Raw genomic sequence first — 24530 nt, 5'->3', positions numbered from 1 at the left:
GGGACCCGCCTTTGCCTTTTCTTGAAGGTGTCGTACGCTGCATGACACGGAGGGGAGTACTCCCGCACGCGATGTTCCCGTCAGTACGGGCCGAACCTTTGCGGCCCCGGGGCATCGGTCCGCGGCCGCGACGGCCCGGACGGAAGAGACCTCCGGCCACTGACAGCCGGAGGAGTGCTGCATGGAAGTAACCCTGACCACCTGGGTCGTGACCGTCGTCGTTCTGTGCGCCCTGATCGCCGTCGACTTCTTCATCGGCGGGCGCAAACCGCACGAGGTGTCCATCAAGGAGGCGGGCATCTGGTCGGCCGTCTGGGTCGCGCTCGCCGTCGCCTTCGGCGCCAGCCTGCTGTGGTGGGGCGACGCCCAGGCGTCCGGTGAGTTCTTCGCCGGGTACATCACCGAGAAGTCGCTGAGCGTCGACAACCTCTTCGTCTTCATCCTCATCATGGCGAAGTTCGCCGTCCCCGCGATCTACCAGCAGCGCGTGCTGATGATCGGCGTGCTGATCGCCCTGGTGCTCCGGGCGGGCTTCATCGCCGCGGGCGCCGCGCTCATCTCGCAGTTCGCCTGGATCTTCTTCGTCTTCGGCGCCTTCCTCGTCTGGACGGCGTGGAAGCTGATCCAGGAGGCCCGGGCGGAGGAGGAAGAGGAGGCGTACGAGGAGAACCGTCTCCTGAAGGCGATCGAGCGCCGCTTCCCCTCGACCGACCAGTACCACGGCACCCGGATGACGATCGTCCAGAACGGCCGGCGGCTGATGACGCCGATGCTGATCGTCATGCTCGCCATCGGCACCACCGACGTCCTGTTCGCGCTGGACTCCATCCCGGCGATCTTCGGTCTGACCCAGGACCCGTACATCGTCTTCACCGCGAACGCCTTCGCGCTGATGGGCCTGCGGCAGCTCTACTTCCTGATCGGCGGCCTGCTGCGGAAGCTCGTCCACCTGTCCTACGGTCTGTCGATCATCCTCGGCTTCATCGGCGTCAAGCTGGTGCTGCACGCGCTGCACGAGTACGGCGTGCACGTCCCGGTGATCAGCACGCCGGTCTCCCTGGCCGTCATCTGCGGGGTGCTCGTCATCACGACCGTGACCAGCCTGCTGGCCACGAGGAAGCAGAAGGCCGAGGCCGCGCGGAACCCGTCCGACGACGACGCGTCGGTGAACTGACGCACGGCGCCGCCCCTCCGCCCCGGCCCCGGGGCGGAGGGACGCCCCGCACCCCGCAGCCCCCGCCACCACCCCACCCGCGGCCCGGCCCCCGCCTCGACTCCCCGGTGGCGCTGTTGGCCGGTCCGGGGCCTGCCTCGGTGGGGTGCCCGATGATCGCAGTGGGCTGTCGTGGGTCGTCCCTGGCCCCGGACCGACCTCGTCCCTGGCCCCGGACCGACCGACAGCCTCAGCCCACCCGCGGGGCGCGGGGCTCCGGCGGCACCCGGGCCGTCAACTCGTCGAGGACGACCTCGCCCGCGTACCGCGCGGTCGCCCGCGTCTCGGCGAGGTACAGGCGCTCGACGGTCACCGGGTGGGCGAGCCCGGCCGGGACGGGGAAGGAGATCCGGCGCCAGCCGTGCCACGTCACGTGCGGCCCGCGCAGCACGTGGCCCACCCCGGCCGCGTCGGTCACCCGCAGCGAGGGCCACGCGCCGTGCCCGTCCCCGCGCAGCCACAGCGTGAACGCCCGCGGCCGCCCGGGCACCGGCAGCGGGGCGGGCGGCGTCGCGTAGGCGGCCCGGGTCCGCGTCGAGCGGCCGAAGTCGTAGCGCAGCCGCAGCCCGAGTCCCTTCCGGCCCGCCGGGTCCGCGCTCAGCGCGCCCTCGGCCCGCGCCGCCGAGAACGCCCAGCGGTCGGCGTCCGAGAAGTCGGCCACCGGCACGTCCGTCAGCCCGATGCCGACCTCCACCACGGCGCGCCGCCCGGCCACCTCGGCCGTCACCCGGCCGGAGCCCGCGTCGGCGCGGGCCGTCACGGTGAGCGTGCCGCGCGCCGGGTCGGCGGTGACGTCGAACAGCTCGCGGTCGTAGGAGAGCCGGACGTCGCCCGGCTCCACGGGTGCCTCCCGGCCGCCCGCGTCGGAGCCGACGAGGCCGAACGCGGCGCTGTCGCCCGCCGCCGCCAGGCCGACGCGCCCGCTCGTCGCCCGGAGGCGGGCCAGCCCGGTGAGCACCTCCAGCCGCGTGCCGCCGCGGGCCCGGCCCGCCCACGCGGTCACCGTGAGCGGCCCCGGACGCAGGGCGCGCACGGTTCCCCCGGCGTCCACCGCGCCCCGGTCGGGCCGGTCCACCCGCCACCTGGGCACGGCGTGCGCCGGGCCGTACGTCTCGTCGTGGGCGGTCGCCGCGAGCCTGCGGGTGAGCCCGGGGAAGACCCGCTCGGGGCGCGCGCCGGTGCGCTCCACCAGTGGACGCACGTGGAAGCCCGCCGGGCGCCCGCTGCCCAGGGGCACGGTGACGGCGAGCCCGTTGGGCACCGGCCGCTCGGCGCCGTCGGAGGGGTCGTTGACCACCTCGGGCGCCGCGGCGCCCGGCGCCCCGGCCAGCAGGGTCGAGGAGCCGCCGCCGTCCAGGTTCAGCGCGTGGTGGGCGCCCAGCCCGTGCAGCATCCGACCCAGCCGCGTCAGCGTGACGCCCCGGGAGGCCGCCTGGCGGCCGTCCACGGTCAGCACGAACAGCCGCGTGCCGTCGGCCGAGAAGCCCACCGCCGTCCGGGGCGCGGCGCGGTCGTTCGGCGCCCCCGTCCAGTCCCGCGGTGCGCCGTCGACCACCAGCGGTTCCCGCCCGCCGACCGCCGTGCGCGGCAGCGGCCCGCCGTCCCCGGTGCGCGGCCCGTACGTCAGCCGCACCGGGTCGCCGGGGGCGAGCGCGGCCAGCGCCCGGGCGCCCGCGCCGCGTCCCACCAGCACGGTGGTGCCCTCCGGCACCGCCCCGCGCCCGGGTGCGGCACGGACGGAGACCACGGCGCCGTCGGCCACGGCCACCTCCGCGGTCCGCTGCGCACCGTCCACGGTCAGCGCCCGGTCCGCCGTGCCCCACCGGGGGGTGTAGGCGCCGATGCCGTCCTCGGGCACGTCGGCCGCGTCGTACCCGCCGAGCGGCAGCTCGGCGCCGTGCGGCAGGTGGACGGTGCCCGCGAGGAGGAGGTCGAGCACGCGGCCGCCGCTCCTGGGGCCGAAGCCGACGGCCCGGGTGTGGCCCCGGCTGCCGGAGTGCCGCAGCACGCCGTCGCGCAGGCCGGGGCCGAGCGGGGCGCCGGTGCCGCCCAGGTCGAAGAAGTCCCCGTTGAGCGCCGCGACGGTACGGCGTCCGGCCCCGGGCGCGTGCGCCGCCGCCAGCTCGCTGACGGTGCGCCGCTCGGCCACCGAGGCGGGGGCGAGGTAGTCCACGCGGGCGCCCGCGGCGAGGTCCACGGTGAGCGCGCCCGCTCGCAGCGGCGCCACCGCGTCGGGTTCGTCCCAGGAGGTGAGCGTGACGCCGGGGGCGACCGGCAGGCTGCGCCGGTCGCCGGAGCTGGAGCCGGAGGGGGCCCGGGGCCCGGGCCCGGCCTCCGGCGCCGAGGCCGGCGGCGCCGGGTGGGCCGGAGGTGCGGGGCGGGCCGGTGCGGCCGTCGCCGTCAGCAGGAGCGAGGTGGCCAGGGTGAGCAGGAGGCCGCGTAGGGCTGTCACGCCGGACAGGGTGGCAGCCGGTCCCCGCGTCCGCGTGCACGGCGTGCGGCGCGCCCGGGTGATCTCCGCGCCCCGTGGGGCGGCTTGAGGGCGAGTGGCTCCGTGCCCATCGTCGCGGGATGGGACGTGACCCGCCAGGCCGCGGGCGGAGCCGCGGAGCCGCACGCGGACGGAGGGGGACGAGCGTGCGCGCGGCCGTCTCGGGGCGGGACGCGGGCCCGGCCACCGACGGCGGGCCCGGCCGAGGCCGGGCCCGCGGCGTCCCGACGTACCGCGCGGGCGGCGGTCGGACGCCCCGGAGGACCGCACGGACGGACAGCCCCGGGGCCGCGCGAGCGCCGCGGCGTCGGCTAGCCGGCCACCAGGTCGTCGCCCTGGGCGCGGACGGGGACTTCCGGGAGGGGGTCGCGGGCCGGGCCCTGGCGCACCGCGCCCGTCGTCGCGTCGAAGCGCGAACCGTGGCAGGTGCACACGACCTCCAGGCGCTCCACGAAGGCCATCGGGCACTGCCGGTGGGTGCACACCGCGCTGAACGCGCGGTAGGCGCCCGGTTCCGGCTGCGCGACGACGACGTGGTGGTCGGGGAAGACGTGCGCCTCGCCCACCGGAACCCGGGCCGCGCGGCCCAGCGTCACCGGCTCCTCGGGCGGGGCGGGCGCCGGCTCCTCCGGGCCCGCGCAGCCTGCGGCGCCGAGCCCGGCCGCACCGGCCACCGTCGCGGCGGCGCCCCGGAGCACGGCCCGGCGGTCGGGCCGCGTCCGTGCCGGGTCGCTCATCGCCGGGCCGCCTTCTTGCGCGGGCTCCGCGCGCGCGGAGCCCGCGCCACCGGGGCGTCGCTGACCCGGTCGCCGAGCAGCTCGCGCAGGAACTTGCCGGTGTGGCTGGCCGGTACCGCCGCCACCTCCTCGGGCGTGCCCTCGGCGACGACCAGGCCGCCGCCGACGCCGCCCTCGGGGCCCATGTCGACCACCCAGTCCGCCGTCTTGACGACGTCGAGGTTGTGCTCGATGACGATGACCGAGTTGCCCTTGTCGACCAGGCCCTCCAGCACGCTGATGAGCTTGCGGATGTCCTCGAAGTGCAGTCCCGTCGTGGGCTCGTCCAGCACGTAGACCGTCCGCCCGGTGGAGCGCTTCTGCAGCTCGGAGGCGAGCTTGACGCGCTGCGCCTCGCCGCCGGAGAGCGTCGGCGCGGACTGGCCCAGCCGCACGTAGCCCAGGCCGACGTCGGTGAGCGTGCGCAGGTGCCGGGCGATCGCGGGGACGGCCTCGAAGAAGCCGAGCGCCTCCTCGATCGGCATGTCCAGCACCTCGGCGATGTTCTTGCCCTTGTAGTGCACCTCCAGCGTCTCCCGGTTGTACCGGGCGCCGTGGCAGACCTCGCACGGCACGTAGACGTCGGGCAGGAAGTTCATCTCGATCTTGATCGTGCCGTCGCCCGAGCAGTTCTCGCAGCGACCGCCCTTGACGTTGAAGGAGAAGCGCCCCGGCAGGTAGCCGCGGACCTTGGCCTCCATCGTCTCGGCGAACAGCCGGCGCACGTGGTCGAAGACGCCCGTGTAGGTGGCCGGGTTGGAGCGCGGGGTGCGGCCGATGGGCGACTGGTCCACGTGCACGACCTTGTCCACCAGGTCGTCGCCCGTCACCCGGGTGTGCCGCCCGGGCACCGTCTTCGCGCCGTTCAGCTCGCGCGCCAGGTGGGTGTAGAGGATGTCGTTGACCAGGGTGGACTTGCCCGAGCCCGAGACGCCGGTGACGGCCGTCAGCACGCCGAGCGGGAACTCGACGTCGATGTCGCGCAGGTTGTGCTCGCGTGCGCCGACGACGGTGAGCTTGCGCCCCTCGTCCACCGGGCGGCGCTTGTCGGGGGTGGGGATGCTGCGCCGCCCGGCGAGGTACTGGCCGGTCGTCGACGCGTCGTTGGCCAGCAGTTCGGCCAGCGGGCCGCTGTGCACGACCTCGCCGCCGTGCTCGCCCGCGCCGGGGCCGATGTCGACCACCCAGTCCGAGGCGCGGATGGTGTCCTCGTCGTGCTCGACGACGATGAGCGTGTTGCCCAGGTTCCGCAGCCGCACCAGCGTCTCGATGAGCCGGTGGTTGTCCCGCTGGTGCAGGCCGATCGACGGCTCGTCCAGCACGTACAGGACGCCGACGAGGCCGGAGCCGATCTGCGTGGCCAGCCGGATGCGCTGCGCCTCGCCGCCGGAGAGCGTCCCGGCCGCGCGGTTGAGCGAGAGGTAGTCCAGGCCGACGTCGACGAGGAACCGCAGCCGCTCGTTGACCTCCTTCAGCACCCGCTCGGCGATCTTCTTCTCGCGCGCGGTGAGCTCCAGCTCGCGCAGGAAGTCGGCGCACTCGCTGATGGACATGGCCGAGATGTCGGCGATCGACCGCCCGTGCACCGTCACCGCCAGCACGATCGGCTTCAGCCGGGTGCCCTCGCACGACGGGCAGGGCACCTCGCGCATGTAGCCCTCGAAGCGCTCGCGGCTGGTGTCCGACTCGGCCTCGGAGTGCCGGCGGCGCACGAACGGCACCGCGCCCTCGAAGGCGGTGGTGTAGGAGCGCTCCCGCCCGTACCGGTTGCGGTAGCGCACGTCGATCTGGGTGCGGTGGCCGTTCAGCAGGGCCTTCCTCGCGCGCTGCGGGAGCCCGGCCCACGGGATGTCGGTGCGGAAGCCCAGGGCGTCGGCCAGCGCGCCGACCAGCCGCCCGAAGTACTCCTTGTTGTGCCCGTGCGACCACGGGTGGATCGCGCCCTCGTCCAGCGACTTGTCCGGGTCCGGGACGATGAGGTCGGGGTCGACCTCCATGCGGGTGCCGATGCCGGTGCACTCCGGGCAGGCGCCGAAGGGGGAGTTGAAGGAGAACGAGCGCGGTTCCAGCTCCTCGAACGACAGGTCGTCGTGGGGGCAGTACAGGTGCTCGGAGAACATCCGCTCGCGCTGCGGGTCGTCCTCGTCCAGATCGACGAAGTCCAGGATGACCATGCCGCCGGACAGGCCCAGCGCCGTCTCGACCGAGTCCGTCAGCCGCCGCTTGGCGCTCTCCTTGACGGTGAGGCGGTCCACGACCACCTCGATCGTGTGCTTCTCCTGCTTCTTCAGCTTCGGCGGGTCCGAGAGCTGCACCGTGGCGCCGTCGACGCGGGCGCGGCTGTAGCCCTTGGTCTGCAGGTCGGCGAAGAGGTCGGCGAACTCGCCCTTGCGCTCGCGCACCAGCGGCGAGAGCACCTGGAAACGGCTGCCCTCGGCCAGCGAGAGCACCTTGTCCACCACGGCCTGCGGGGACTGCCGGGCGATGGGCCGGCCGCACTCGGGGCAGTGCGGCTTGCCGATCCGGGCGAACAGCAGCCGCAGGTAGTCGTAGACCTCGGTGATCGTGCCGACCGTCGAGCGGGGGTTGCGCGAGGTGGACTTCTGGTCGATCGACACCGCCGGGGACAGGCCCTCGATGAAGTCGACGTCCGGCTTGTCCATCTGGCCCAGGAACTGCCGTGCGTAGGACGACAGGGACTCCACGTAGCGCCGCTGGCCCTCGGCGAAGATGGTGTCGAACGCGAGCGAGGACTTGCCCGACCCCGACAGCCCGGTGAAGACGATGAGGGAGTCGCGTGGGAGGTCGAGCGAGACGTTCTTCAGATTGTGCTCGCGAGCGCCACGCACGATGAGACGGTCGGCCACGCCGGTCGGCACCTTTCGTTGCGGGGAGAGGGCACGGGCAGGCGGCCCCCCTCCCAGGGTATGGGGGCCGCCGCCGGAATGTCGTCGAGATGCCACTCGCGCGAGCTTATAGCACGCACATTCGATTCGACGCCGTCCCGCGCCCCCCGTGCCCGATATCACCCGAACGTGGCGGGCGCGGGCCCCGGCTCCCGCGCGCACCCGGCGGCCCCGCGGGGCCGGAGCGTCCCGGCATCCCCGGCCGGGGCGGGTTCGGCGTAGCGTTGGATCATGACTTCCTCCGCGTCCGAGACCCCCGAGACCGCCGGCACCCCCGGCACCCCCGCGAACGGCGCCCCAGCGAACGGCGCCACCGCGCCGGAGCACGACGTCGCCGTCCTGCGGGAGTCCACCGGCACGCTGCTCGCGGCGGTCGCGAAACTTGCCCCCGCCGACGCCGCCGGAGCGGCCCCGGAGGCGGCCGTCACCGCCCCGTCCGCCCTGCCCGGCTGGTCCCGCGGGCACGTGCTCACCCACCTCGCGCGCAACGCCGACGCGCTGGTGAACGTCCTCGAAGGCCGCCCCATGTACGCCAGCGCCGAGGCGCGCGACGCCGACATCGAGCGCGGCGCCGCCCGCCCGCTCGGTGAGCAGCTCGACGACGTCCGGGAGACCGCCGAGCGGCTGGACCGCGCCTTCGCGCGCTACCGGGGCGAGGAGTGGCAGCGCGAGGTGGAGCTGCGCAACGGCGTGCGCGACCGCGCCGCCGCCATCCCCTTCCGCCGCCAGGTGGAGATCGAGCTGCACCACCTCGACCTCGACGCGGGCCGCACCCTGGACGAGCTGCCCGCGGAGTTCACCGGCCGGCTCATCGCCTACCTGGCCAAGCGCTTCACCGGCAACTCCGAGGTCCCGGCCACCGAGCTGCGCGACGACGCCGGCCGCACCTGGCGCACCGGGCGCCCGATGAACCCCGGCGGCCCGGACGGCGAGGGCGACGCCACCGGCCCCGTCGTCGTCACCGGGTCCGCCGCCGCGCTGGCGGGCTGGCTCGCCGGGCGCACCCCCGGCACCGGACTGTCCACCGACGGCGGCCGGCTCCCGCTGCTGCCGCCGCTGTGAACCGCGCGCACCCGCCCCACCCGCCGCAAGGAGCGCACATGCCCTACACCGGAAAGGTCACCGTCGGCGGCCCCGCCGACGTGCACGAACTGGCCGACCTGATGATCTCCAAGGTCGCCGTCGGCCCCATGGACAACAACGCCTACCTGCTGCGCTGCCGCACGACCGGGGAGCAGCTCCTCGTCGACGCGGCCAACGACCCCGAGACGCTGCTGCACCTGATCGGCGGCGACGGGATCACCGGTGTGGTCACCACCCACCGGCACGGCGACCACTGGCAGGCCCTGGAGGAAGTGGTCACCGCCACCGGCGCGCGCACCTACGCGGGCCGGGAGGACGCCGACGGCATCCCGGTGCCCACCGACGAGCCGCTGGACGACGGCGCCACCGTGTCCTTCGGCGCCTGCCGGCTCACCGTCCGCCACCTGGTCGGGCACACCCCGGGCTCCGTCGCGCTCGTCTACGACGACCCGCACGGGCACCCGCACCTGTTCACCGGCGACTGCCTCTTCCCCGGCGGTCCTGGACGGACAACACAACCGGAGGAGTTCAACTCCCTGATGGATGACCTGGAAGCCAAGGTGTTCGGCGCCCTCCCCGACGAGACGTGGGTCTACCCCGGTCACGGTAACGACACCACCCTCGGGGCGGAGCGCCCCCATCTCCCGGAGTGGCGCGCACGAGGCTGGTAGCCACATGCATCCTGCTCCGCCGGCCGCACCCGCGCCCTCGGGTGGCCTGCACGCTGATTCGAGACACCTGAGGTCGAGATTCGGCCATACGCAGGCACCGTCAGGGGCGACACCTGCGTTGTCCGCATAGGTTTAGCTGCGGCGCAGGCGCCCCGCAGTACCTGCGCCGAGAGCCCACATACCAGCAAAAGGGGGAAGTCGCATGGCTGACATCGATCTCGGGGTAGCGACGGACTGGGACGAGGGAGACACCCACGGCCGCATCCGGCTGCGGCAGAACCAGGTCTACCCGAACTCGCCCAAGAAGGACGTGCTCATCAGCTCTCCCGTGAGCATCGAGCTGTCCGTGAACTCGAACTACTCCACCTCGCAGGAGGCGGACAAGATCTACTTCACGACCCATCACGGTTCGACGAAGAAGATCATCGCCGTGCTCGACTCCGAAGGCAACCTGCACATCGCCGGCCGCCTGATCACCGAGCAGCGGGACCTCCGCTACTAGTCGTCAGTCAGGGCGCGCCCGTCTCCGCGCACAGAACAAGGGCCCACGCGACCGTGCAGGTCGCGTGGGCCCTTTCAGGTCACGCGATCAGCCGCAGCCGACACAGCCTGGGGCCCGGCGCTCACTTCCCCCCCTGCGGCTGGGGTGCGGCGGACGGGGGCGGTCACCGCGGACCGTCCCCGCCCGCACGTAGGGTGTCCGACATGGCAGATCCGTCCAGCTACCGGCCCGAACCCGGCCAGGTCCCGGACTCGCCCGGCGTCTACCGCTTCCGCGACGAGCACCGCCGGGTGATCTACGTGGGCAAGGCCAAGAGCCTGCGGCAGCGCCTCGCCTCCTACTTCCAGGACCTGGCCGGGCTGCACCCGCGCACCCGCACGATGGTGACGACGGCGGCCTCCGTGGAGTGGACGGTCGTCGGCACCGAGGTCGAGGCCCTCCAGCTCGAGTACACCTGGATCAAGGAGTTCGACCCCCGGTTCAACGTCAAGTACCGCGACGACAAGAGCTACCCGTACCTGGCCGTGACGCTGAACGAGGAGTACCCCCGGGTACAGGTCATGCGCGGCGCCAAGCGCAAGGGCGTGCGCTACTTCGGCCCCTACAGCCACGCCTGGGCGATCCGCGAGACCGTCGACCTGCTGCTGCGGGTCTTCCCGGTGCGCACCTGCTCGGCCGGCGTCTTCAAGCGCTCGGCGCAGATCGGCCGCCCCTGCCTGCTGGGCTACATCGACAAGTGCGCCGCGCCCTGCGTCGGCCGGGTCAGCGCCGCGGAGCACCGCGAACTGGCCGAGGAGTTCGCCGACTTCATGGCCGGGCGCACCGGCGCCTACCTGCGCCGGCTGGAGGAGGCGATGGCGGAGGCGGCCGAGGAGATGGAGTACGAGCGGGCCGCCCGGCTGCGGGACGACATCGGGGCGCTCAAGCGCGCCATGGAGAAGAACGCCGTCGTCCTCACCGACGCCACCGACGCCGACCTCGTCGCGCTGGCCGAGGACGAGCTGGAGGCGGCGGTGCAGATCTTCCACGTGCGCGGGGGCCGGGTGCGCGGGCAGCGCGGCTGGGTCACCGACAAGGTCGAGGCCGTCACCCGGGCCGACCTGGTCGAGCACGCGCTCCAGCAGCTCTACGGCGAGGAGCGCGGGGACGCCGTGCCCAAGGAGGTGCTCGTCCCCGCCCTGCCCGACCCGGCCGAGCCGGTCGGCCAGTGGCTCACCGAACGCCGCGGCTCCCGGGTCAGCCTGCGCGTGCCGCAGCGCGGCGACAAGCGGGCGCTGATGGAGACCGTCGAGCGCAACGCGCAGCAGGCCCTGGCCCTGCACAAGACCAAGCGCGCCTCCGACCTGACCACCCGGTCCCGCGCCCTGGAGGAGATCGCCGAGGCGCTGGAGCTGGACAGCGTCCCGCTGCGCATCGAGTGCTTCGACGTCTCCCACCTCCAGGGCGAGGACGTCGTGGCGTCCATGGTCGTCTTCGAGGACGGCCTCGCCCGCAAGAGCGAGTACCGGCGCTTCCAGATCCGGTCCTTCGCCGGCCAGGACGACGTGCGCGCCATGCGCGAGGTCGTCGGCCGCCGGTTCCGCCGCTACCTGGCCGAACGCCGGGAGACGGGGGAGTGGACGGTGCCCGAGGAGGACGGCGAGGACGACCCCGCGGAGACCGGCCCGCGCACCGCCGAGGGCAGGCCCAGGCGCTTCGCCTACCCGCCGCAGTTGGTGGTGGTCGACGGCGGCCGACCGCAGGTGGCCGCGGCCCGCGCCGCGCTCGACGAGCTCGGCGTCGACGACGTGGCCGTCTGCGGCCTGGCCAAGCGGCTGGAGGAGGTGTGGGTGCCCGGCGAGCACGACCCGGTGGTGCTGCCGCGCAGCAGCGAGGGCCTGTACCTGCTCCAGCGGGTGCGGGACGAGGCCCACCGGTTCGCCATCCGCTACCAGCGCGGCAAGCGCTCGCGCGCGCTGAGGACGGGACCGCTGGACGCCGTGCCGGGGCTCGGCGAGGCCCGAAAGCAGGCGCTGGTGAAGCACTTCGGCTCGGTCAGGCGGCTGCGGTCGGCCACCGTGGAGGAGATCTGCGAGGTGCCCGGCATAGGCCGCAAGACCGCCGAGACGGTCGCCGCCGCCCTGGCCGCGCGGCCCCGCGGCGTCCCGGCGGTCAACACCGCCACGGGCGAGATCATCGACGATGATGGAACGTAGACGTGCCCGGCACGCGTACCGACACCGATCCGGGGGAGCAGAAGATGGGCAGCCACGAACCGAGAGGCGCCACGGGCGCGGCCCGTGACGCGAGCGCGGCCGGCGCCGGCACGCCGGACGGCGGACCGGGCACGGGTCACCCCACCCGGCCCGCGCCGGACCCGGCGCACGGACCGGCACACCCCACGCACGAGACGGGAGCACAGGTGGACACGGGCACGGCGGCCGAGGCGGAGGGCCCCGAGGCGGCGACGATCCCGGAGCTGGTGATCATCTCCGGCATGTCAGGCGCGGGCCGCAGCACGGCGGCCAAGTGCCTGGAGGACCTCGGCTGGTTCGTCGTGGACAACCTGCCACCCGCCCTGATCCCCACCATGGTCGACCTCGGCGCCCGCTCGCAGGGCAACGTGGCCCGCATCGCGGTCGTCGTCGACGTCCGGGGCCGCCGCTTCTTCGACAACCTCAAGGAGTCCCTGGCCGACCTGGAGGCCAAGCACGTCACCCGGCGCACCGTCTTCCTGGAGGCGTCCGACGACGCGCTGGTGCGCCGCTTCGAGTCCGTGCGCCGCCCGCACCCGCTGCAGGGTGACGGCCGCATCGTCGACGGCATCGCCGCCGAGCGGGACCTGCTGCGCGAGCTGCGCGGGGACGCCGACCTGGTCATCGACACCTCCAGCCTCAACGTGCACGAGCTGCGCGCCAAGATGGACGCCCGGTTCGCCGGCGAGGAGGAGCCCGAGCTGCGGGCCACGGTGATGTCCTTCGGCTACAAGTACGGCCTGCCCGTCGACGCCGACCTGGTGGCCGACTGCCGCTTCCTGCCCAACCCGCACTGGGTGCCCGAGCTGCGCCCCTTCACCGGGACGAGCCCGGAGGTGGCCGACTACGTCTTCGACCAGCCCGGCGCCAAGGAGTTCCTGGACCGCTACACGGAGCTGCTCGGGCTCGTGGCCACCGGGTACCGGCGCGAGGGCAAGCGCTACGTCACGATCGCCATCGGCTGCACGGGCGGCAAGCACCGCAGCGTGGCGATGAGCGAACGGCTGGGCCGCCGGCTGTCGGCCGAGGGCGTGGAGACGGTCGTCGTGCACCGGGACATGGGCCGCGAATGAGTTCGGTCACCGGCCGCTCCCTGCGCCTGCGCCGCCGCAGACTCCTGCCCGGCAAGGGCCAGCCCAAGGTCGTCGCGCTGGGCGGGGGCATGGGGCTGTCCGCCTCGCTCACGGCGCTGCGGCGGATCACCGGTGACCTCACCGCCGTCGTCACCGTCGCCGACGACGGCGGCTCCAGCGGGCGGCTGCGCGCCGAGCTGGACGTCCTGCCCCCCGGCGATCTGCGCAAGGCGCTGGCCGCGCTGTGCGGGGACGACGAGTGGGGGCAGACCTGGGCCCGCGTCGTCCAGCACCGCTTCGCCGGCGAGGGCGAGCTGCACGGGCACGCCGTGGGCAACCTGCTGATCGTGGCCCTGTGGGAGCAGCTCGGCAACCACGTCGCCGCCCTCGACCTCGTCGGCAAGCTGCTCGGCGCGCACGGGCGCGTGCTGCCCATGTCCGCCGTGCCGCTGCGGCTGCAGGCGCAGGTGCGCGGCCACGACCCCGCTCGGCCCGACCGCGTCACCACCGTCGTCGGCCAGGCCACCGTGGCGCTCACCCGGGGCGAGGTCCTCCAGGTGCGGCTGGACCCGACCGACCCGCCCGCCGTGCCGGAGGCCGTCGAGGCGGTGCTGGACGCCGACTGGGTCGTCCTCGGGCCGGGCTCGTGGTTCTCGTCGGTGATCCCGCACCTGCTGGTCCCCGAGCTGCTCCAGGCCCTGGCGGAGACGCGGGCGCGCAAGGTGCTGTCGCTGAACCTCGCCCCCCAGCCGGGAGAGACGGATGGTTTCTCCCCGCAGCGTCATTTGGAGGTTTTGGCCCGACACGCCCCTAAACTCACCTTCGACGTCGTGCTGGCGGACGAGGATGCTGTGCCCGACCAGCCGAGTCTGCGCGAGGCCGCCGAGCGGCTGGGCGGCACGGTGGAGCTGGCGCGGGTGGCCGCGGCCGGTCACACCGCCCGTCACGACCCGGAACGGCTGGCCGCCGCGTACGACCGTATTTTTCGGATGCATGGAAGGATCGGCCCATGGCGATGACGGCAGCGGTGAAGGACGAGATCTCGCGGCTTCCCGTGACGCGGACCTGCTGCCGGAAGTCGGAGGTCTCCTCCATCCTGCGGTTCGCCGGCGGGCTGCACCTGGTCAGCGGGCGCATCGTCATCGAGGCCGAGCTGGACACCGGCATCGCGGCGCGGCGGCTGCGCAAGGACATCCTGGAGATCTTCGGACACTCCTCGGACCTGGTGGTCATGGCCCCCGGCGGGCTGCGGCGCGGCAGCCGCTACGTCGTGCGGGTGGTGGCCGGCGGGGACCAGCTCGCCCGGCAGACCGGCCTGGTCGACGGCCGGGGCCGGCCGATCCGCGGGCTGCCGCCCCAGGTCGTCTCCGGCGCCACCTGCGACGCGGAGGCGGCCTGGCGCGGCGCCTTCCTCGCCCACGGCTCGCTGACCGAGCCCGGCCGCTCCTCCTCCCTGGAGGTCACCTGCCCCGGCCCGGAGGCGGCGCTCGCCCTCGTGGGCGCGGCGCGGCGGCTGCAGATCGGGGCGAAGGCCCGGGAGGTGCGCGGCGTTGACCGCGTCGTCGTCCGTGACGGTGACGCGATCGGCGCGCTGTTGACGCGGCTGGGCGCGCACGAGTCGGTGCTCGCCTGGGAGGAGCGCCGCATGCGGCGGGAGGTGCGGGCGACGGCGAACCGGCTGGCGAACTTCGACGACGCGAACCTGCGCCGCTCGGCGCGCGCGGCCGTGGCCGCCGGCGCCCGGGTCCAGCGCGCGCTGGAGATCCTCGCGGACGACGTGCCCGAGCACCTGGCCGCCGCCGGCCGCCTGCGCATGGAGCACAAGCAGGCCTCGCTGGAGGAGCTGGGCGCGCTGGCGGACCCGCCGCTGACCAAGGACGCGGTCGCCGGGCGCATCCGCCGCCTGCTGGCCATGGCCGACAAGCGCGCCTCCGACCTGGGCATCCCGGGCACGGAGGCCTCGCTGACGGAGGAGATGGTGGGCTGACCCCGCCCGGCGGGCGCGTCCGGCCCGGCGTCCCGGCCCCCGGCACGGGGCCGGTCCAAAGCCTTTCCCGGGCCAAGGGAGGGCGCCGCGCCCACGGCCCGCGCCGGGCCTCCGCGCGCCGCCCGTGCCGACCGAGGCGTGCGCCCCCGGCGCTGACGCGCTCCACCCGCCGGTCGATGTCACCGGGCCCATCCCGGCGCGGTAGGGTCGGAGGTGGTCGGGGACATCCCAAACACGCTCGCCGGAGATCTTCACCGGCGCACCAACGAGGAGATCGGTTCGTGACGATCCGCGTAGGCATCAACGGCTTTGGCCGCATCGGTCGCAACTACTTCCGCGCGCTGCTGGAGCAGGGTGCGGACATCGAGATCGTGGCTGTCAACGACCTGGGTGACACCGCGACCACCGCGCACCTGCTGAAGTACGACTCCATCCTCGGCCGGATCAAGGACGAGGTGACGCACACCGAGGACACCATCACCGTCGGCGACAAGACCGTCAAGGTCCTCTCCGAGCGGAACCCGGCCGACATCCCGTGGGGCGAGCTGGGCGTCGACGTCGTCGTCGAGTCCACCGGCATCTTCACCAAGCGCGACGACGCCGCCAAGCACCTGGCCGGCGGCGCCAAGAAGGTCCTCATCTCGGCCCCGGCCAAGGACGAGGACATCACCGTGGTGATGGGCGTCAACAACGACAGCTACCGGCCGGACGAGCACCACGTCATCTCCAACGCCTCCTGCACCACCAACTGCGTGGCGCCGATGGCCAAGGTGCTGGACGAGAGCTTCGGCATCGTCAAGGGCATGATGACGACGGTCCACGCCTACACCAACGACCAGCGCATCCTGGACTTCCCGCACAAGGACCTGCGCCGCGCCCGCGCCGCCGCGGAGAACATCATCCCCACCTCCACCGGCGCCGCGAAGGCCACCGCGCTGGTGCTGCCCCAGCTCCAGGGCAAGCTGGACGGCATCGCCATGCGCGTGCCCGTGCCGACCGGCTCGGTGACCGACCTGGTCGTCGAGCTGGACCGCGAGGTCTCCAAGGACGAGGTCAACGAGGCCTTCCAGCAGGCCGCCCAGGGTCAGCTCAAGGGCATCCTGGAGTACACCGCCGACCCGATCGTCTCCTCCGACATCGTCAACTGGCCGGCCTCGTGCACCTTCGACTCCTCGCTCACCATGGTGATGGGCAAGCAGGTCAAGATCGTCGGCTGGTACGACAACGAGTGGGGCTACTCCAACCGCCTGGTCGACCTCACCGTCTTCGTCGGCAACCAGCTCTGAGACCGCGCGCGGTCGCAGGGCACGAGAAGTGACCGGGACGGGGCCCGCGCGGCGCACCGGCGCGCCGCGCGGGCCCCGCGCCATGTCGCAGGGCTGATCTCAAGGAGCCACCCACCACCATGAAGACGATCGACGAACTCCTCGCCGAAGGCGTCGGCGGCCAGCGGGTCTTCGTCCGCGCTGACCTCAACGTCCCGCTGGACGGGGACACCATCACCGACGACGGCCGCATCCGGGCCGCCGTCCCGACGATCAGGCGCCTGGCCGACGCCGGCGCCCGGGTGGTCGTCGCCTCCCACCTCGGCCGTCCCAAGGGCGAGCCGGACCCGCGCTTCTCCCTCGCCCCGGTCGCCCGGCGGCTGGGCGAGCTGCTGGGCGCCTCGGCGCGCGGCGGCGTCGCGTTCGCGACGGACACCGTGGGGGACAGCGCGAAGGCCACCGTCGCCTCTCTGGGCGACGGCGGGGTCACGCTGCTGGAGAACCTCCGCTTCAACCCGGGCGAGACCAGCAAGGACGACGCCGAGCGCGGTGCCTTCGCCGACGAGCTGGCCGCCCTGGCGGACGCCTACGTCGGTGACGGCTTCGGCGCGGTCCACCGCCGGCACGCCTCGGTCTACGACCTGCCGGCCCGGCTGCCGCACGCCGCCGGCGGACTGATCGCCACCGAGGTCGGCGTCCTCAGGAAGCTCACCGACGAGGTCGAGCGGCCCTACGCCGTCGTGCTCGGCGGCGCGAAGGTCTCCGACAAGCTCGGCGTGATCGAGCACCTGCTGGAGAAGGCCGACCGCATCCTGATCGGCGGCGGCATGGCCTACACCTTCCTCAAGGCGCAGGGGCACGCCGTGGGCGACTCGCTGCTCCAGGAGGACCAGGTGCCGGCCGTGCGGGAGTACCTGCGGCGCGCCGAGGAGCGCGGCGTGGAGTTCGTCCTGCCCGTCGACGTCCTGGCCGCCGACGGCTTCCCCGACCTGAGGACGAAGGCGCCCGCCCACCCGGTGACCGTCGCCGCCGACGCCATCCCCGAGGGCCTGCAGGGCCTGGACGTCGGCCCCGAGACGCGGAAGCTGTACGCGGCGAAGCTCGCGGACGCGGCCACCGTGTTCTGGAACGGCCCCATGGGCGTCTTCGAACACCCCGACTACGCCGAGGGCACCCGCGCGCTCGCCCAGGCCCTGCTCGACAGCCCCGCGTTCACCGTCGTCGGCGGCGGGGACAGCGCGGCCGCCGTGCGCATCCTGGGCTACGACGAGAACGCCTTCGGCCACATCTCGACCGGTGGCGGCGCCAGCCTCGAGTACCTCGAGGGCAAGACGCTGCCCGGCCTCGCCGCACTGGAGGACTGAACCGCATGAGTTCGCGCACGCCCATCATGGCGGGCAACTGGAAGATGAACCTCAACCACCTGGAGGCCATCGCCCACGTCCAGAAGCTCGCCTTCGCCCTCGCGGACAAGGACTACGACGGTGTCGACGTCGCCGTCCTGCCGCCCTTCACCGACCTGCGCTCGGTGCAGACCCTGGTCGACGGCGACAAGCTGAAGATCAAGTACGGGGCCCAGGACATCTCCGCGCACACCTCGGGCGCCTACACCGGCGAGGTCAGCGGCCCGATGCTGGCCAAGCTGAACTGCACCTACGCCGTCGTCGGCCACTCCGAGCGCCGCCAGTACCACGGCGAGACCGACGAGCTGTGCAACGCCAAGGTGAAGGCCGCCTTCGAGCACGGCCTCATCCCGATCCTGTGCGTGGGCGAGGGCCTGGAGGTCCGCAAGGCGGGCGACCAGGTCGCGCACACCCTCGCCCAGCTCGACGGCGCGCTGGCCGGGGTGGCCGCGGAGGACGCCGCCGCCATCGTCATCGCCTACGAGCCGGTGTGGGCCATCGGGACGGGCGAGGTGGCCACCCCCGAGGACGCCCAGGAGGTCTGCCAGGCGATCCGGGGCCGCCTCGCCGAGCTGTACGACGAGGGACTGGCCGACGGCGTCCGCATCCAGTACGGCGGGTCCGTGAAGTCCGGCAACGTGGCCGCGATCATGGACCAGCCGGACGTCGACGGCGCCCTGGTCGGCGGCGCCTCGCTGGACGTGGACGAGTTCGTCAAGATCGTCCGCTTCCGCGACCAGTAGGCCCCGCCGCGCGCTCCCCCCGGCCCGGTCCGGCCGGTTCCGCGGCCGGGCTGGGCCGAGGGGGCGCCCGCGTCGTAGGCTGTCTCACCACCGTCCGTTCACCGAAGCCGAGAGTTGGTCCAACCGTGGAACTGGGTCTGTCGATCGCCCTGCTCATCTTCAGCGGGCTGCTGATGCTGCTGGTCCTGATGCACAAGGGCAAGGGCGGCGGCCTGTCCGACATGTTCGGCGGCGGCATGCAGTCCTCGGTCGGCGGCTCCTCGGTCGCCGAGCGCAACCTCGACCGGATCACGGTCGTCGTCGGCCTCGTCTGGTTCGCCCTCATCGTGGCGCTCGGCGTCATGATGAAGGCCTGATCCGGCGGTCGGCGCGGACGCGGTGCTGACAGGGGCGGCCGCTTGCTGCCTATCATGAGGACCGCGTTCCGCGCGGAGGGGTAACTCCGGCCAGGGGACGCGCGTTGGGCCCTACGTAGACTGGGGCGACTTCGCAGCACCGTGAGGCAGGGAGTGACGACCGTGGCAGGTGGCAACGCGATCCGGGGCAGCCGGGTGGGTGCCGGGCCGATGGGGGAGGCCGAGCGCGGCGAGTCCGCGCCCCGGCTGCGCATTTCCTTCTGGTGCTCCAACGGGCACGAGACGCAGCCGAGCTTCGCCAGCGACGCGCAGGTGCCCGACACGTGGGACTGCCCGCGGTGCGGCTTCCCCGCGGGGCAGGACCAGGACAACCCCCCGGCGCCCCCGCGCACGGAGCCGTACAAGACGCACCTGGCGTACGTCCGGGAGCGGCGCAGCGACGCGGACGGCGAGGCCATTCTCGCCGAGGCGCTGGCCAAGCTCCGCGGCGAGCTGTGACGCGCTCCGGGCCCTTGGCGGCGCCCGCGCGGTGGTGAGCCCCGCGCAAGGCGGGTCACGGCCCGCGGCGGCGCGCGGCGCCCTCTAGAGTCGTCACCGGCGGGGAACGACGATCACGAGGGGCTTCCACCACACATGAACGGCGAACGCCTGGACCGACTGCCGGAGTGGGCCGCACTGGCGGAACACCGCGAGCAGGTCGGCGCGCCGCACCTGCGCGGCCTGTTCGACGCCGACCCGACACGCGCGGAGCGCTACCGCCTCCAGGTCGGCGACCTGTACCTGGACTACTCCAAGCACCTGGTCACCGACGAGACGCTGGCCCTGCTGCGCGCCCTCGCGGACGCCGCCGGGGTCGCCGCGCTGCGCGACGCCATGTTCCGCGGCGAGAAGATCAACACCACCGAGGGCCGGGCGGTCCTGCACACCGCGCTGCGCGCCCCGCGCGACGCGGTCGTCGAGGTGGACGGCGAGAACGTCGTCCCGGCGGTGCACGCCGTGCTCGACGCGATGGCCCGCTTCGCCGAGCAGGTGCGCTCCGGCGCGTGGACCGGCCACACCGGCCGCCGCATCCGCACCGTCGTGAACATCGGCATCGGCGGCTCCGACCTCGGGCCCGCCATGGCCTACGAGACGCTGCGCCCCTACACGCTGCGGGAGCTCGACTTCCGCTTCGTCTCCAACGTGGACGGCGCCGATCTGCACGAGGCGGTGCGCGACCTCGACCCGGCCGAGACGCTGTTCGTCGTCGCCTCCAAGACGTTCACCACCATCGAGACGATCACCAACGCCCACGCCGCCCGGGCCTGGCTGCTCGACGGGCTCGGCGCGGGCGAGGAGGCCGTGGCCCGGCACTTCGTCGCCGTCTCCACCAACGCCGGCGAGGTCGCCGCGTTCGGCATCGACACGGCGAACATGTTCGAGTTCTGGGACTGGGTCGGCGGCCGGTACTCCTACGACTCGGCGATCGGCCTGTCGCTGATGGTGGCCATCGGCCCGGAGCGGTTCCGCGAGATGCTGGACGGCTTCCGCCTCATGGACGAGCACTTCCGCACCGCGCCGGCCGAGGACAACGCGCCGCTGCTGCTGGGCCTGCTCGGCGTCTGGTACGGCGGCTTCCACGGCGCGCAGGCCCACGCCGTGCTGCCGTACTCGCACTACCTGTCCAAGTTCACCGCCTACCTCCAGCAGCTCGACATGGAGTCCAACGGCAAGTCCGTGGACCGCCAGGGCCGGCCGGTGGACTGGCAGACCGGGCCCGTGGTGTGGGGCACGCCCGGCACCAACGGGCAGCACGCCTACTACCAGCTTCTGCACCAGGGCACCAAGCTCGTCCCCGCCGACCTGATCGGCTTCGCCGAACCCGTCGCCGAGCTCGGGCCGCTGCGCGACCAGCACGACCTGCTGATGGCCAACCTCTTCGCGCAGGGCCAGGCCCTGGCGTTCGGCAAGACGGCCGAGGAGGTGCGCGCCGGGGGCGTGCCAGAGGAGCAGGTGCCGCACCGCACCTTCCCCGGCGACCGGCCCACGACGACGATCCTGGCCTCCGCCCTCACCCCGGCCGTGCTCGGGCAGCTCATCGCGCTCTACGAGCACAAGGTGTTCGTGCAGGGCGCGATCTGGAACATCGACTCCTTCGACCAGTGGGGCGTCGAACTGGGCAAGGTCCTGGCCAAGCGCATCGAACCGGCGCTGACCGAGGGCGCCGAGGTGCCCGGGCTGGACGGCTCGACGTCGGCCCTGGTCGCCCGCTACCGCGAGCTGCGCGGGCGCTGACCGGCCGCCGGCCGCCGAGCGGGCGGGCCGGTGCGGCCCGCCCGTCCCGGCCCGCCCGCCACGGCCGGGTCAGCGGGCGGGCTCCTCGTGGCCCTGGCGCTCCTCGCGCTTGCGCGGGCGGGCGCGGGTGTGGATGCGTTCGCCCTGCCGGCCGAAGAGGCTGAGCAGCTCGACGGGGCCGTGGCCGGTGGTGCCGAACCAGTGCGGCAGCCGGGTGTCGAACTCGGCCGCCTCCCCGGGGCCGAGGACGACGTCGTGGTCGGCCAGGATCAGCCGCAGCCGCCCGGAGAGCACGTAGAGCCACTCGTAGCCCTCGTGCGTGCACACCTCGGGCGTGCTGCGGTGCGCCGGAATGATCATCTTGTAGCTCTGCAGCGGTCCCGGCTGACGCGTCAGCGGGAGCACGGTGTTGCCGTCGACCTGGTGGGACGTCAGCCGGATGCGCGGGTCCCCGACCTCCGGGGCCCCGACGAGTTCGTCCAGCGGTACCTGGTGGGCCTGGGCGATGGGCAGCAGCAGCTCCAGGCTGGGTCGGCGCTGCCCGGACTCCAGCCGGGACAGCGTGCTCTTGGAGATGCCGGTCACCTCGGAGAGCGCGGCCAGCGTCACGCGTCGCGCGGTGCGCAGCCGCTTCAGGCGAGGGCCGACCTCGGTGAGGGCGCGGGCTATGGCGGCTGAGTGATCCACGCGGTCCATTCAACGTGGCCGTCCCGGAAACGGCAACAAGAATTGCCTGGGAACCCCGTCGGTCGCACCCTGTTGACGTAGGTACGCCGTCATCCGGTACCGCGCCCCGGCCACCGGCCGCGGCGCCGCGTCCCGGGCCGGTGGACCGACACGACCCCGGAGCACCGGCCGCTCCGGGCCAGCGCACCACCCAGCACACCGGTTCCCGCGCCCGGACCGCCGACCCGGAGCCCGCGGCCACGGCGACGAGGAGTTCCGTCAGCATGTCCCCTCCCCGTGGAGCAAGCGCCGCCGAGCGGGCTCCGCACCCCGTGCACGCGGGTGCGGGCGCGTCAGCCCGCCCCGCACCGGCCCGCGCGGCCCGGGTGCCGGCGACGTGCGCGGCGGTGGCTTCGGCCCCGCCCGCGGCCCCCGCCGGGGGGCGGACCACCGCGGTGGCGCGAGCGGCGGAGGCACGGACCCGCGCGGGAACGCCGGGCGGGGCGGCGGCCGGCGCCCCGGGTGTCCGCGGGACGACCGCTCACCACCTGACCTCCACCGCGCCCGCGCCCGCGCCGCCCTCGCGCCGCGCACCCGCCCGCGCGGCGGCACCGGCGGACGGATGAGCCGTCCGACGCCCCGCCGCGCGCGGCGGCCGCCCACGCCGCGCGCCGACCACCCACACCGCGCCCGGCGACGGCCCACGCCGCTGACGGCGCCCCACGCCACCGACGGCAACGCCCACCGATGACACAGGAGGAACCACCCATGGCCCCCAACCCCGTGGACAGCGTCACCGAGGAGACGTTCTCCGACCGCGTGCTGCACTCGGACAAACCCGTCCTGATCCAGTTCTGGGCCCCCTGGTGCGCCCCGTGCCGCATGGTCACCCCGATCGTGGAGCAACTGGCCGCCGAGCAGGCGAAGGTCCTGGACGTGGTCAAGGTCAACGTCGACCAGGAGCCCGGCGTCGCGGCGCAGCACGGGGTCTCCTCCATTCCGGCCTTCGTGATCTATTCCGGGGGAGAAGCCCGGGAAGGCTGGGTCGGTGCCGCTCCGAAACCCGCCCTGGAAAAGAAACTGGCTGCATACCTCGGGTAATTGCCGTTTCCGGGAATTCTCTTGGCGCGCGGTCTCCGGCCGTGCCATTCTCCCGCTAGCCGCGAACATGCCGGCCCGGCGTCGCAGACGCCGGGCCGACGTGTGCGTGGAAACGACCTCGGGAGAACGGATACGGAATGAGTGTCAGACAAGGCGCAGAATCCCGCTCTTTTGATGTTCTCGTCGTCGGAAACGGAGCCTTGGGCCTGTCCCTGGCGCTGGTGCTGACGCGGCGCGGGCAGCGCGTCGGGCTGCTGGGGCAGCCGCACCGCCCGTGGGCGGGCTCGACGGCCGCCGGGGCGATGCTCGGCAGCTTCGGCGAGGTCACCACGTCCCTGGTGGCCAGCCAGTACGGCAGGCAGAAGCTCGAACTCGGCATGAAGGCCACCGCGATGTGGCCGGAGTGGCTGGCGGCGCTGGAGGCGGAGGTCAGCGGCGCCGACATCAAGACGGCCGAGGGCACCACCGTGATCCTCAACGCGATCGGCACCTCGGAGATCGACGACGCCAACTTCGCCGTCATCCGCGAGGAGCTCGACCGCTACGAGCAGCCGTTCGAGGACATCGACCCGGTCGACCTGGACTGGGTGGACGCCGAGCCCATCTCCCGGCCGCTGCGGGCGTTCCAGATACCCAACGAGCACGCGGTGAACTCCGCCGCGCTGCTGGAGCGGCTGGAGGCGGCGTTCGTCAAGACGGGCGGCACGCTCGTCACCGAGCTCGCGGCCGAGGTCACCCACACCGGCGACCAGGTCACCGGCGTCACGCTGGCGAACGGGGAGCGGCTCACCGCCGGGCAGGTCGTCCTGGCCGCCGGCGCCCGCACCCAGAAGCTGCTGGACACGCTGCCCGTGGGGCCCCGCATCCCGCGCCTGGTCAGCGGCTACGGCGTCTCCGCGCTGATGCGCACGGCGGACGGGACGGCGCCGCGCAGCGTCATCCGCACGCCGAACCGCTCCTTCGCCTGCGGCCTGCACGTCGTGCCCCGCGGCGAGGGGCAGGTCTACCTGGGCGCCACCAACATCCTCTCCCCGGAGCCCCGCGTCGACCCCGAGATGCGGGACCTGGTCTTCCTGCTCCAGTGCGCGCACCGCCAGGTCCGGCGCGGGCTGTGGGACAGCGAGGTCGCCAAGGTCCAGGTCGGCAACCGGCCGGTGTCCGTGGACGGCTTCCCGCTGCTCGGCGAGGGCGGCATGGAGAACCTGTGGATCATGACCGGCACCTACCGGGACGGTCTGCACCTCTCCCCGCTGCTCTCCCAGGAGATCGCCGCCCGGATGCTGGGCGAGGAGCCCACCGTCGACCTCGACACGTTCACCCCGGTGCGCCAGCCGCTCCAGGCGTGGACCCGCGAGCAGGTCATCCAGGACGTCGTGGACCACACGATCGGCATCGGCTACGAGCAGGACTGGACGATCCCGGTCGACTGGCACGGCTGGATCGAGAAGGACCTGCACCCGGCCACCGCGGCGTGGGCCGAGGAGCTCGACGCGGAGTTCACCCCGCCCGCCGAGCTGCTGTTCCTCTCGCGCCTCAGCCCCGAGGTGGCGACCCTGCTGCGGGACTACTACGCCGTGTGCCGCAAGAACCGCTGACCGGCCCGCGGTGCCCGCGCGACCTGGTGTCGTGCGGGCACCGCACCGGCCCGCACCGGCCCGCACCGGCCCGCACCGGCCCGCACCGGCCCGCACCGGCCCGCACCGGCCCGCACCGGCCCGCACCGGCCCGCCGGCCGCGTCCGGCGGCCGGCGTCCCGGGACGGGCGTTCGGCGGTCGGTGGGCCGAC

The 24530-nt window shown here is 73.7% G+C and carries 20 protein-coding genes; 16 read left to right on the top strand and 4 right to left on the bottom strand.

The window, feature by feature from the left end; translation table 11 throughout:
- The first annotated feature begins 181 nt into the window (after positions 1-181).
- Positions 182-1174 carry a TerC family protein gene (locus tag OSB71_RS08785; protein WP_265946148.1) on the top strand — a complete coding sequence of 331 codons (993 nt, stop codon included), beginning with the start codon at positions 182-184 and terminating at the stop codon, positions 1172-1174.
- 229 nt (positions 1175-1403) lie between these two features.
- On the opposite strand, the gene OSB71_RS08780 is transcribed toward OSB71_RS08785, so the two are convergent.
- The 3 genes from OSB71_RS08780 to uvrA all read right to left on the bottom strand — a co-directional run bounded on the left by OSB71_RS08780 (position 1404) and on the right by uvrA (position 7347).
- Complete coding sequence (locus OSB71_RS08780) at positions 1404-3665, bottom strand: phosphodiester glycosidase family protein (protein ID WP_265946147.1); 2262 nt, start codon at positions 3663-3665, stop codon at positions 1404-1406.
- Between the two features lie 350 nt (positions 3666-4015).
- Positions 4016-4441 carry a Rieske (2Fe-2S) protein gene (locus OSB71_RS08775; protein ID WP_265946146.1) on the bottom strand — a complete coding sequence of 142 codons (426 nt, stop codon included), beginning with the start codon at positions 4439-4441 and terminating at the stop codon, positions 4016-4018.
- On the bottom strand, positions 4438-7347 hold the full coding sequence (gene uvrA, locus OSB71_RS08770) for an excinuclease ABC subunit UvrA (RefSeq protein ID WP_265946144.1): 2910 nt from the start codon (positions 7345-7347) through the stop codon (positions 4438-4440). The genes OSB71_RS08775 and uvrA overlap by 4 nt, the downstream gene beginning before the upstream one ends.
- A 270-nt stretch (positions 7348-7617) precedes the next feature.
- Between uvrA and OSB71_RS08765 the strand changes: the two genes are divergently transcribed.
- The 13 genes from OSB71_RS08765 (at position 7618) to pgi (ending at position 20977) form a co-directional block, all read left to right on the top strand.
- Positions 7618-8448 (top strand): maleylpyruvate isomerase family mycothiol-dependent enzyme, encoded by an 831-nt coding sequence (locus OSB71_RS08765; protein WP_265946141.1) that lies wholly within the window; start codon positions 7618-7620, stop codon positions 8446-8448.
- Positions 8449-8486: 38 nt separating this feature from the next.
- Positions 8487-9140 (top strand): MBL fold metallo-hydrolase, encoded by a 654-nt coding sequence (locus OSB71_RS08760; RefSeq protein WP_265946139.1) that lies wholly within the window; start codon positions 8487-8489, stop codon positions 9138-9140.
- Positions 9141-9342: 202 nt separating this feature from the next.
- A complete protein-coding gene (locus OSB71_RS08755; protein ID WP_265946138.1) occupies positions 9343-9642 on the top strand; it encodes a DUF6342 family protein in 300 nt (99 codons plus the stop codon).
- Between the two features lie 203 nt (positions 9643-9845).
- Complete coding sequence (uvrC, locus tag OSB71_RS08750) at positions 9846-11837, top strand: excinuclease ABC subunit UvrC (RefSeq protein WP_265946137.1); 1992 nt, start codon at positions 9846-9848, stop codon at positions 11835-11837.
- Positions 11838-11881: 44 nt separating this feature from the next.
- The gene (gene rapZ, locus OSB71_RS08745; RefSeq protein WP_416237227.1) at positions 11882-12949 is read left to right on the top strand and encodes an RNase adapter RapZ; all 1068 of its coding nucleotides are present in this window, start codon (positions 11882-11884) and stop codon (positions 12947-12949) included.
- On the top strand, positions 12946-13968 hold the full coding sequence (locus OSB71_RS08740; protein ID WP_265946133.1) for a gluconeogenesis factor YvcK family protein: 1023 nt from the start codon (positions 12946-12948) through the stop codon (positions 13966-13968). Before rapZ ends, OSB71_RS08740 begins: the two co-directional genes overlap by 4 nt.
- A complete protein-coding gene (gene whiA, locus OSB71_RS08735; protein WP_265946132.1) occupies positions 13959-14936 on the top strand; it encodes a DNA-binding protein WhiA in 978 nt (325 codons plus the stop codon). Before OSB71_RS08740 ends, whiA begins: the two co-directional genes overlap by 10 nt.
- 281 nt (positions 14937-15217) lie before the next feature.
- Complete coding sequence (gene gap / locus OSB71_RS08730; RefSeq protein WP_265946130.1) at positions 15218-16222, top strand: type I glyceraldehyde-3-phosphate dehydrogenase; 1005 nt, start codon at positions 15218-15220, stop codon at positions 16220-16222.
- Positions 16223-16341: 119 nt separating this feature from the next.
- A complete protein-coding gene (locus OSB71_RS08725) occupies positions 16342-17565 on the top strand; it encodes a phosphoglycerate kinase (protein WP_265946128.1) in 1224 nt (407 codons plus the stop codon).
- 5 nt (positions 17566-17570) lie between these two features.
- Positions 17571-18347 (top strand): triose-phosphate isomerase, encoded by a 777-nt coding sequence (gene tpiA, locus OSB71_RS08720; protein WP_265946126.1) that lies wholly within the window; start codon positions 17571-17573, stop codon positions 18345-18347.
- A gap of 131 nt (positions 18348-18478) precedes the next feature.
- Complete coding sequence (secG, locus tag OSB71_RS08715; RefSeq protein WP_265946361.1) at positions 18479-18703, top strand: preprotein translocase subunit SecG; 225 nt, start codon at positions 18479-18481, stop codon at positions 18701-18703.
- 162 nt (positions 18704-18865) lie between these two features.
- Positions 18866-19201: an RNA polymerase-binding protein RbpA gene (locus OSB71_RS08710; RefSeq protein WP_265946125.1), complete on the top strand. Its 336-nt coding sequence runs from the start codon at positions 18866-18868 to the stop codon at positions 19199-19201.
- A 135-nt stretch (positions 19202-19336) separates the two neighbouring features.
- The gene (gene pgi / locus OSB71_RS08705; protein WP_265946123.1) at positions 19337-20977 is read left to right on the top strand and encodes a glucose-6-phosphate isomerase; all 1641 of its coding nucleotides are present in this window, start codon (positions 19337-19339) and stop codon (positions 20975-20977) included.
- Between the two features lie 69 nt (positions 20978-21046).
- Here pgi and OSB71_RS08700 read toward each other — a convergent pair whose 3' ends face one another.
- Entirely contained in the window at positions 21047-21673 is a 627-nt protein-coding gene (locus OSB71_RS08700; RefSeq protein WP_265946122.1) for a helix-turn-helix domain-containing protein, read from the bottom strand.
- A gap of 738 nt (positions 21674-22411) precedes the next feature.
- On the opposite strand from OSB71_RS08700, the gene trxA reads away from it, so the two are divergent.
- Together trxA and OSB71_RS08690 are read left to right on the top strand one after the other, a co-directional pair.
- Complete coding sequence (gene trxA / locus OSB71_RS08695) at positions 22412-22744, top strand: thioredoxin (RefSeq protein WP_265946121.1); 333 nt, start codon at positions 22412-22414, stop codon at positions 22742-22744.
- 137 nt (positions 22745-22881) lie between these two features.
- Positions 22882-24339, top strand: coding sequence for an NAD(P)/FAD-dependent oxidoreductase (locus OSB71_RS08690; protein WP_265946120.1), 1458 nt, complete (start codon positions 22882-22884; stop codon positions 24337-24339).
- Positions 24340-24530 lie beyond the last annotated feature (191 nt).

The sequence above is a fragment of the Streptomyces marinisediminis genome, from assembly GCF_026262575.1.
GTDB classification, from domain to species: domain Bacteria; phylum Actinomycetota; class Actinomycetes; order Streptomycetales; family Streptomycetaceae; genus Streptomyces; species Streptomyces marinisediminis.
The sequence above is the reverse complement of the archived record's forward strand: the minus strand, read 5'-3'. Positions and strand labels throughout refer to the sequence as shown.

Coding starts and splice junctions, on each gene's coding strand:
- OSB71_RS08785 (WP_265946148.1), top strand. CDS start 182: ATGGAAGTAACCCTGACCACCTGGGTCGTGACCGTCGTCGTTCTGTGC.
- OSB71_RS08775 (WP_265946146.1), bottom strand. CDS start 4,441: ATGAGCGACCCGGCACGGACGCGGCCCGACCGCCGGGCCGTGCTCCGG.
- OSB71_RS08765 (WP_265946141.1), top strand. CDS start 7,618: ATGACTTCCTCCGCGTCCGAGACCCCCGAGACCGCCGGCACCCCCGGC.
- OSB71_RS08760 (WP_265946139.1), top strand. CDS start 8,487: ATGCCCTACACCGGAAAGGTCACCGTCGGCGGCCCCGCCGACGTGCAC.
- OSB71_RS08755 (WP_265946138.1), top strand. CDS start 9,343: ATGGCTGACATCGATCTCGGGGTAGCGACGGACTGGGACGAGGGAGAC.
- uvrC (WP_265946137.1), top strand. CDS start 9,846: ATGGCAGATCCGTCCAGCTACCGGCCCGAACCCGGCCAGGTCCCGGAC.
- rapZ (WP_416237227.1), top strand. CDS start 11,882: ATGGGCAGCCACGAACCGAGAGGCGCCACGGGCGCGGCCCGTGACGCG.
- OSB71_RS08740 (WP_265946133.1), top strand. CDS start 12,946: ATGAGTTCGGTCACCGGCCGCTCCCTGCGCCTGCGCCGCCGCAGACTC.
- whiA (WP_265946132.1), top strand. CDS start 13,959: ATGGCGATGACGGCAGCGGTGAAGGACGAGATCTCGCGGCTTCCCGTG.
- OSB71_RS08725 (WP_265946128.1), top strand. CDS start 16,342: ATGAAGACGATCGACGAACTCCTCGCCGAAGGCGTCGGCGGCCAGCGG.
- tpiA (WP_265946126.1), top strand. CDS start 17,571: ATGAGTTCGCGCACGCCCATCATGGCGGGCAACTGGAAGATGAACCTC.
- pgi (WP_265946123.1), top strand. CDS start 19,337: ATGAACGGCGAACGCCTGGACCGACTGCCGGAGTGGGCCGCACTGGCG.
- OSB71_RS08700 (WP_265946122.1), bottom strand. CDS start 21,673: ATGGACCGCGTGGATCACTCAGCCGCCATAGCCCGCGCCCTCACCGAG.
- trxA (WP_265946121.1), top strand. CDS start 22,412: ATGGCCCCCAACCCCGTGGACAGCGTCACCGAGGAGACGTTCTCCGAC.
- OSB71_RS08690 (WP_265946120.1), top strand. CDS start 22,882: ATGAGTGTCAGACAAGGCGCAGAATCCCGCTCTTTTGATGTTCTCGTC.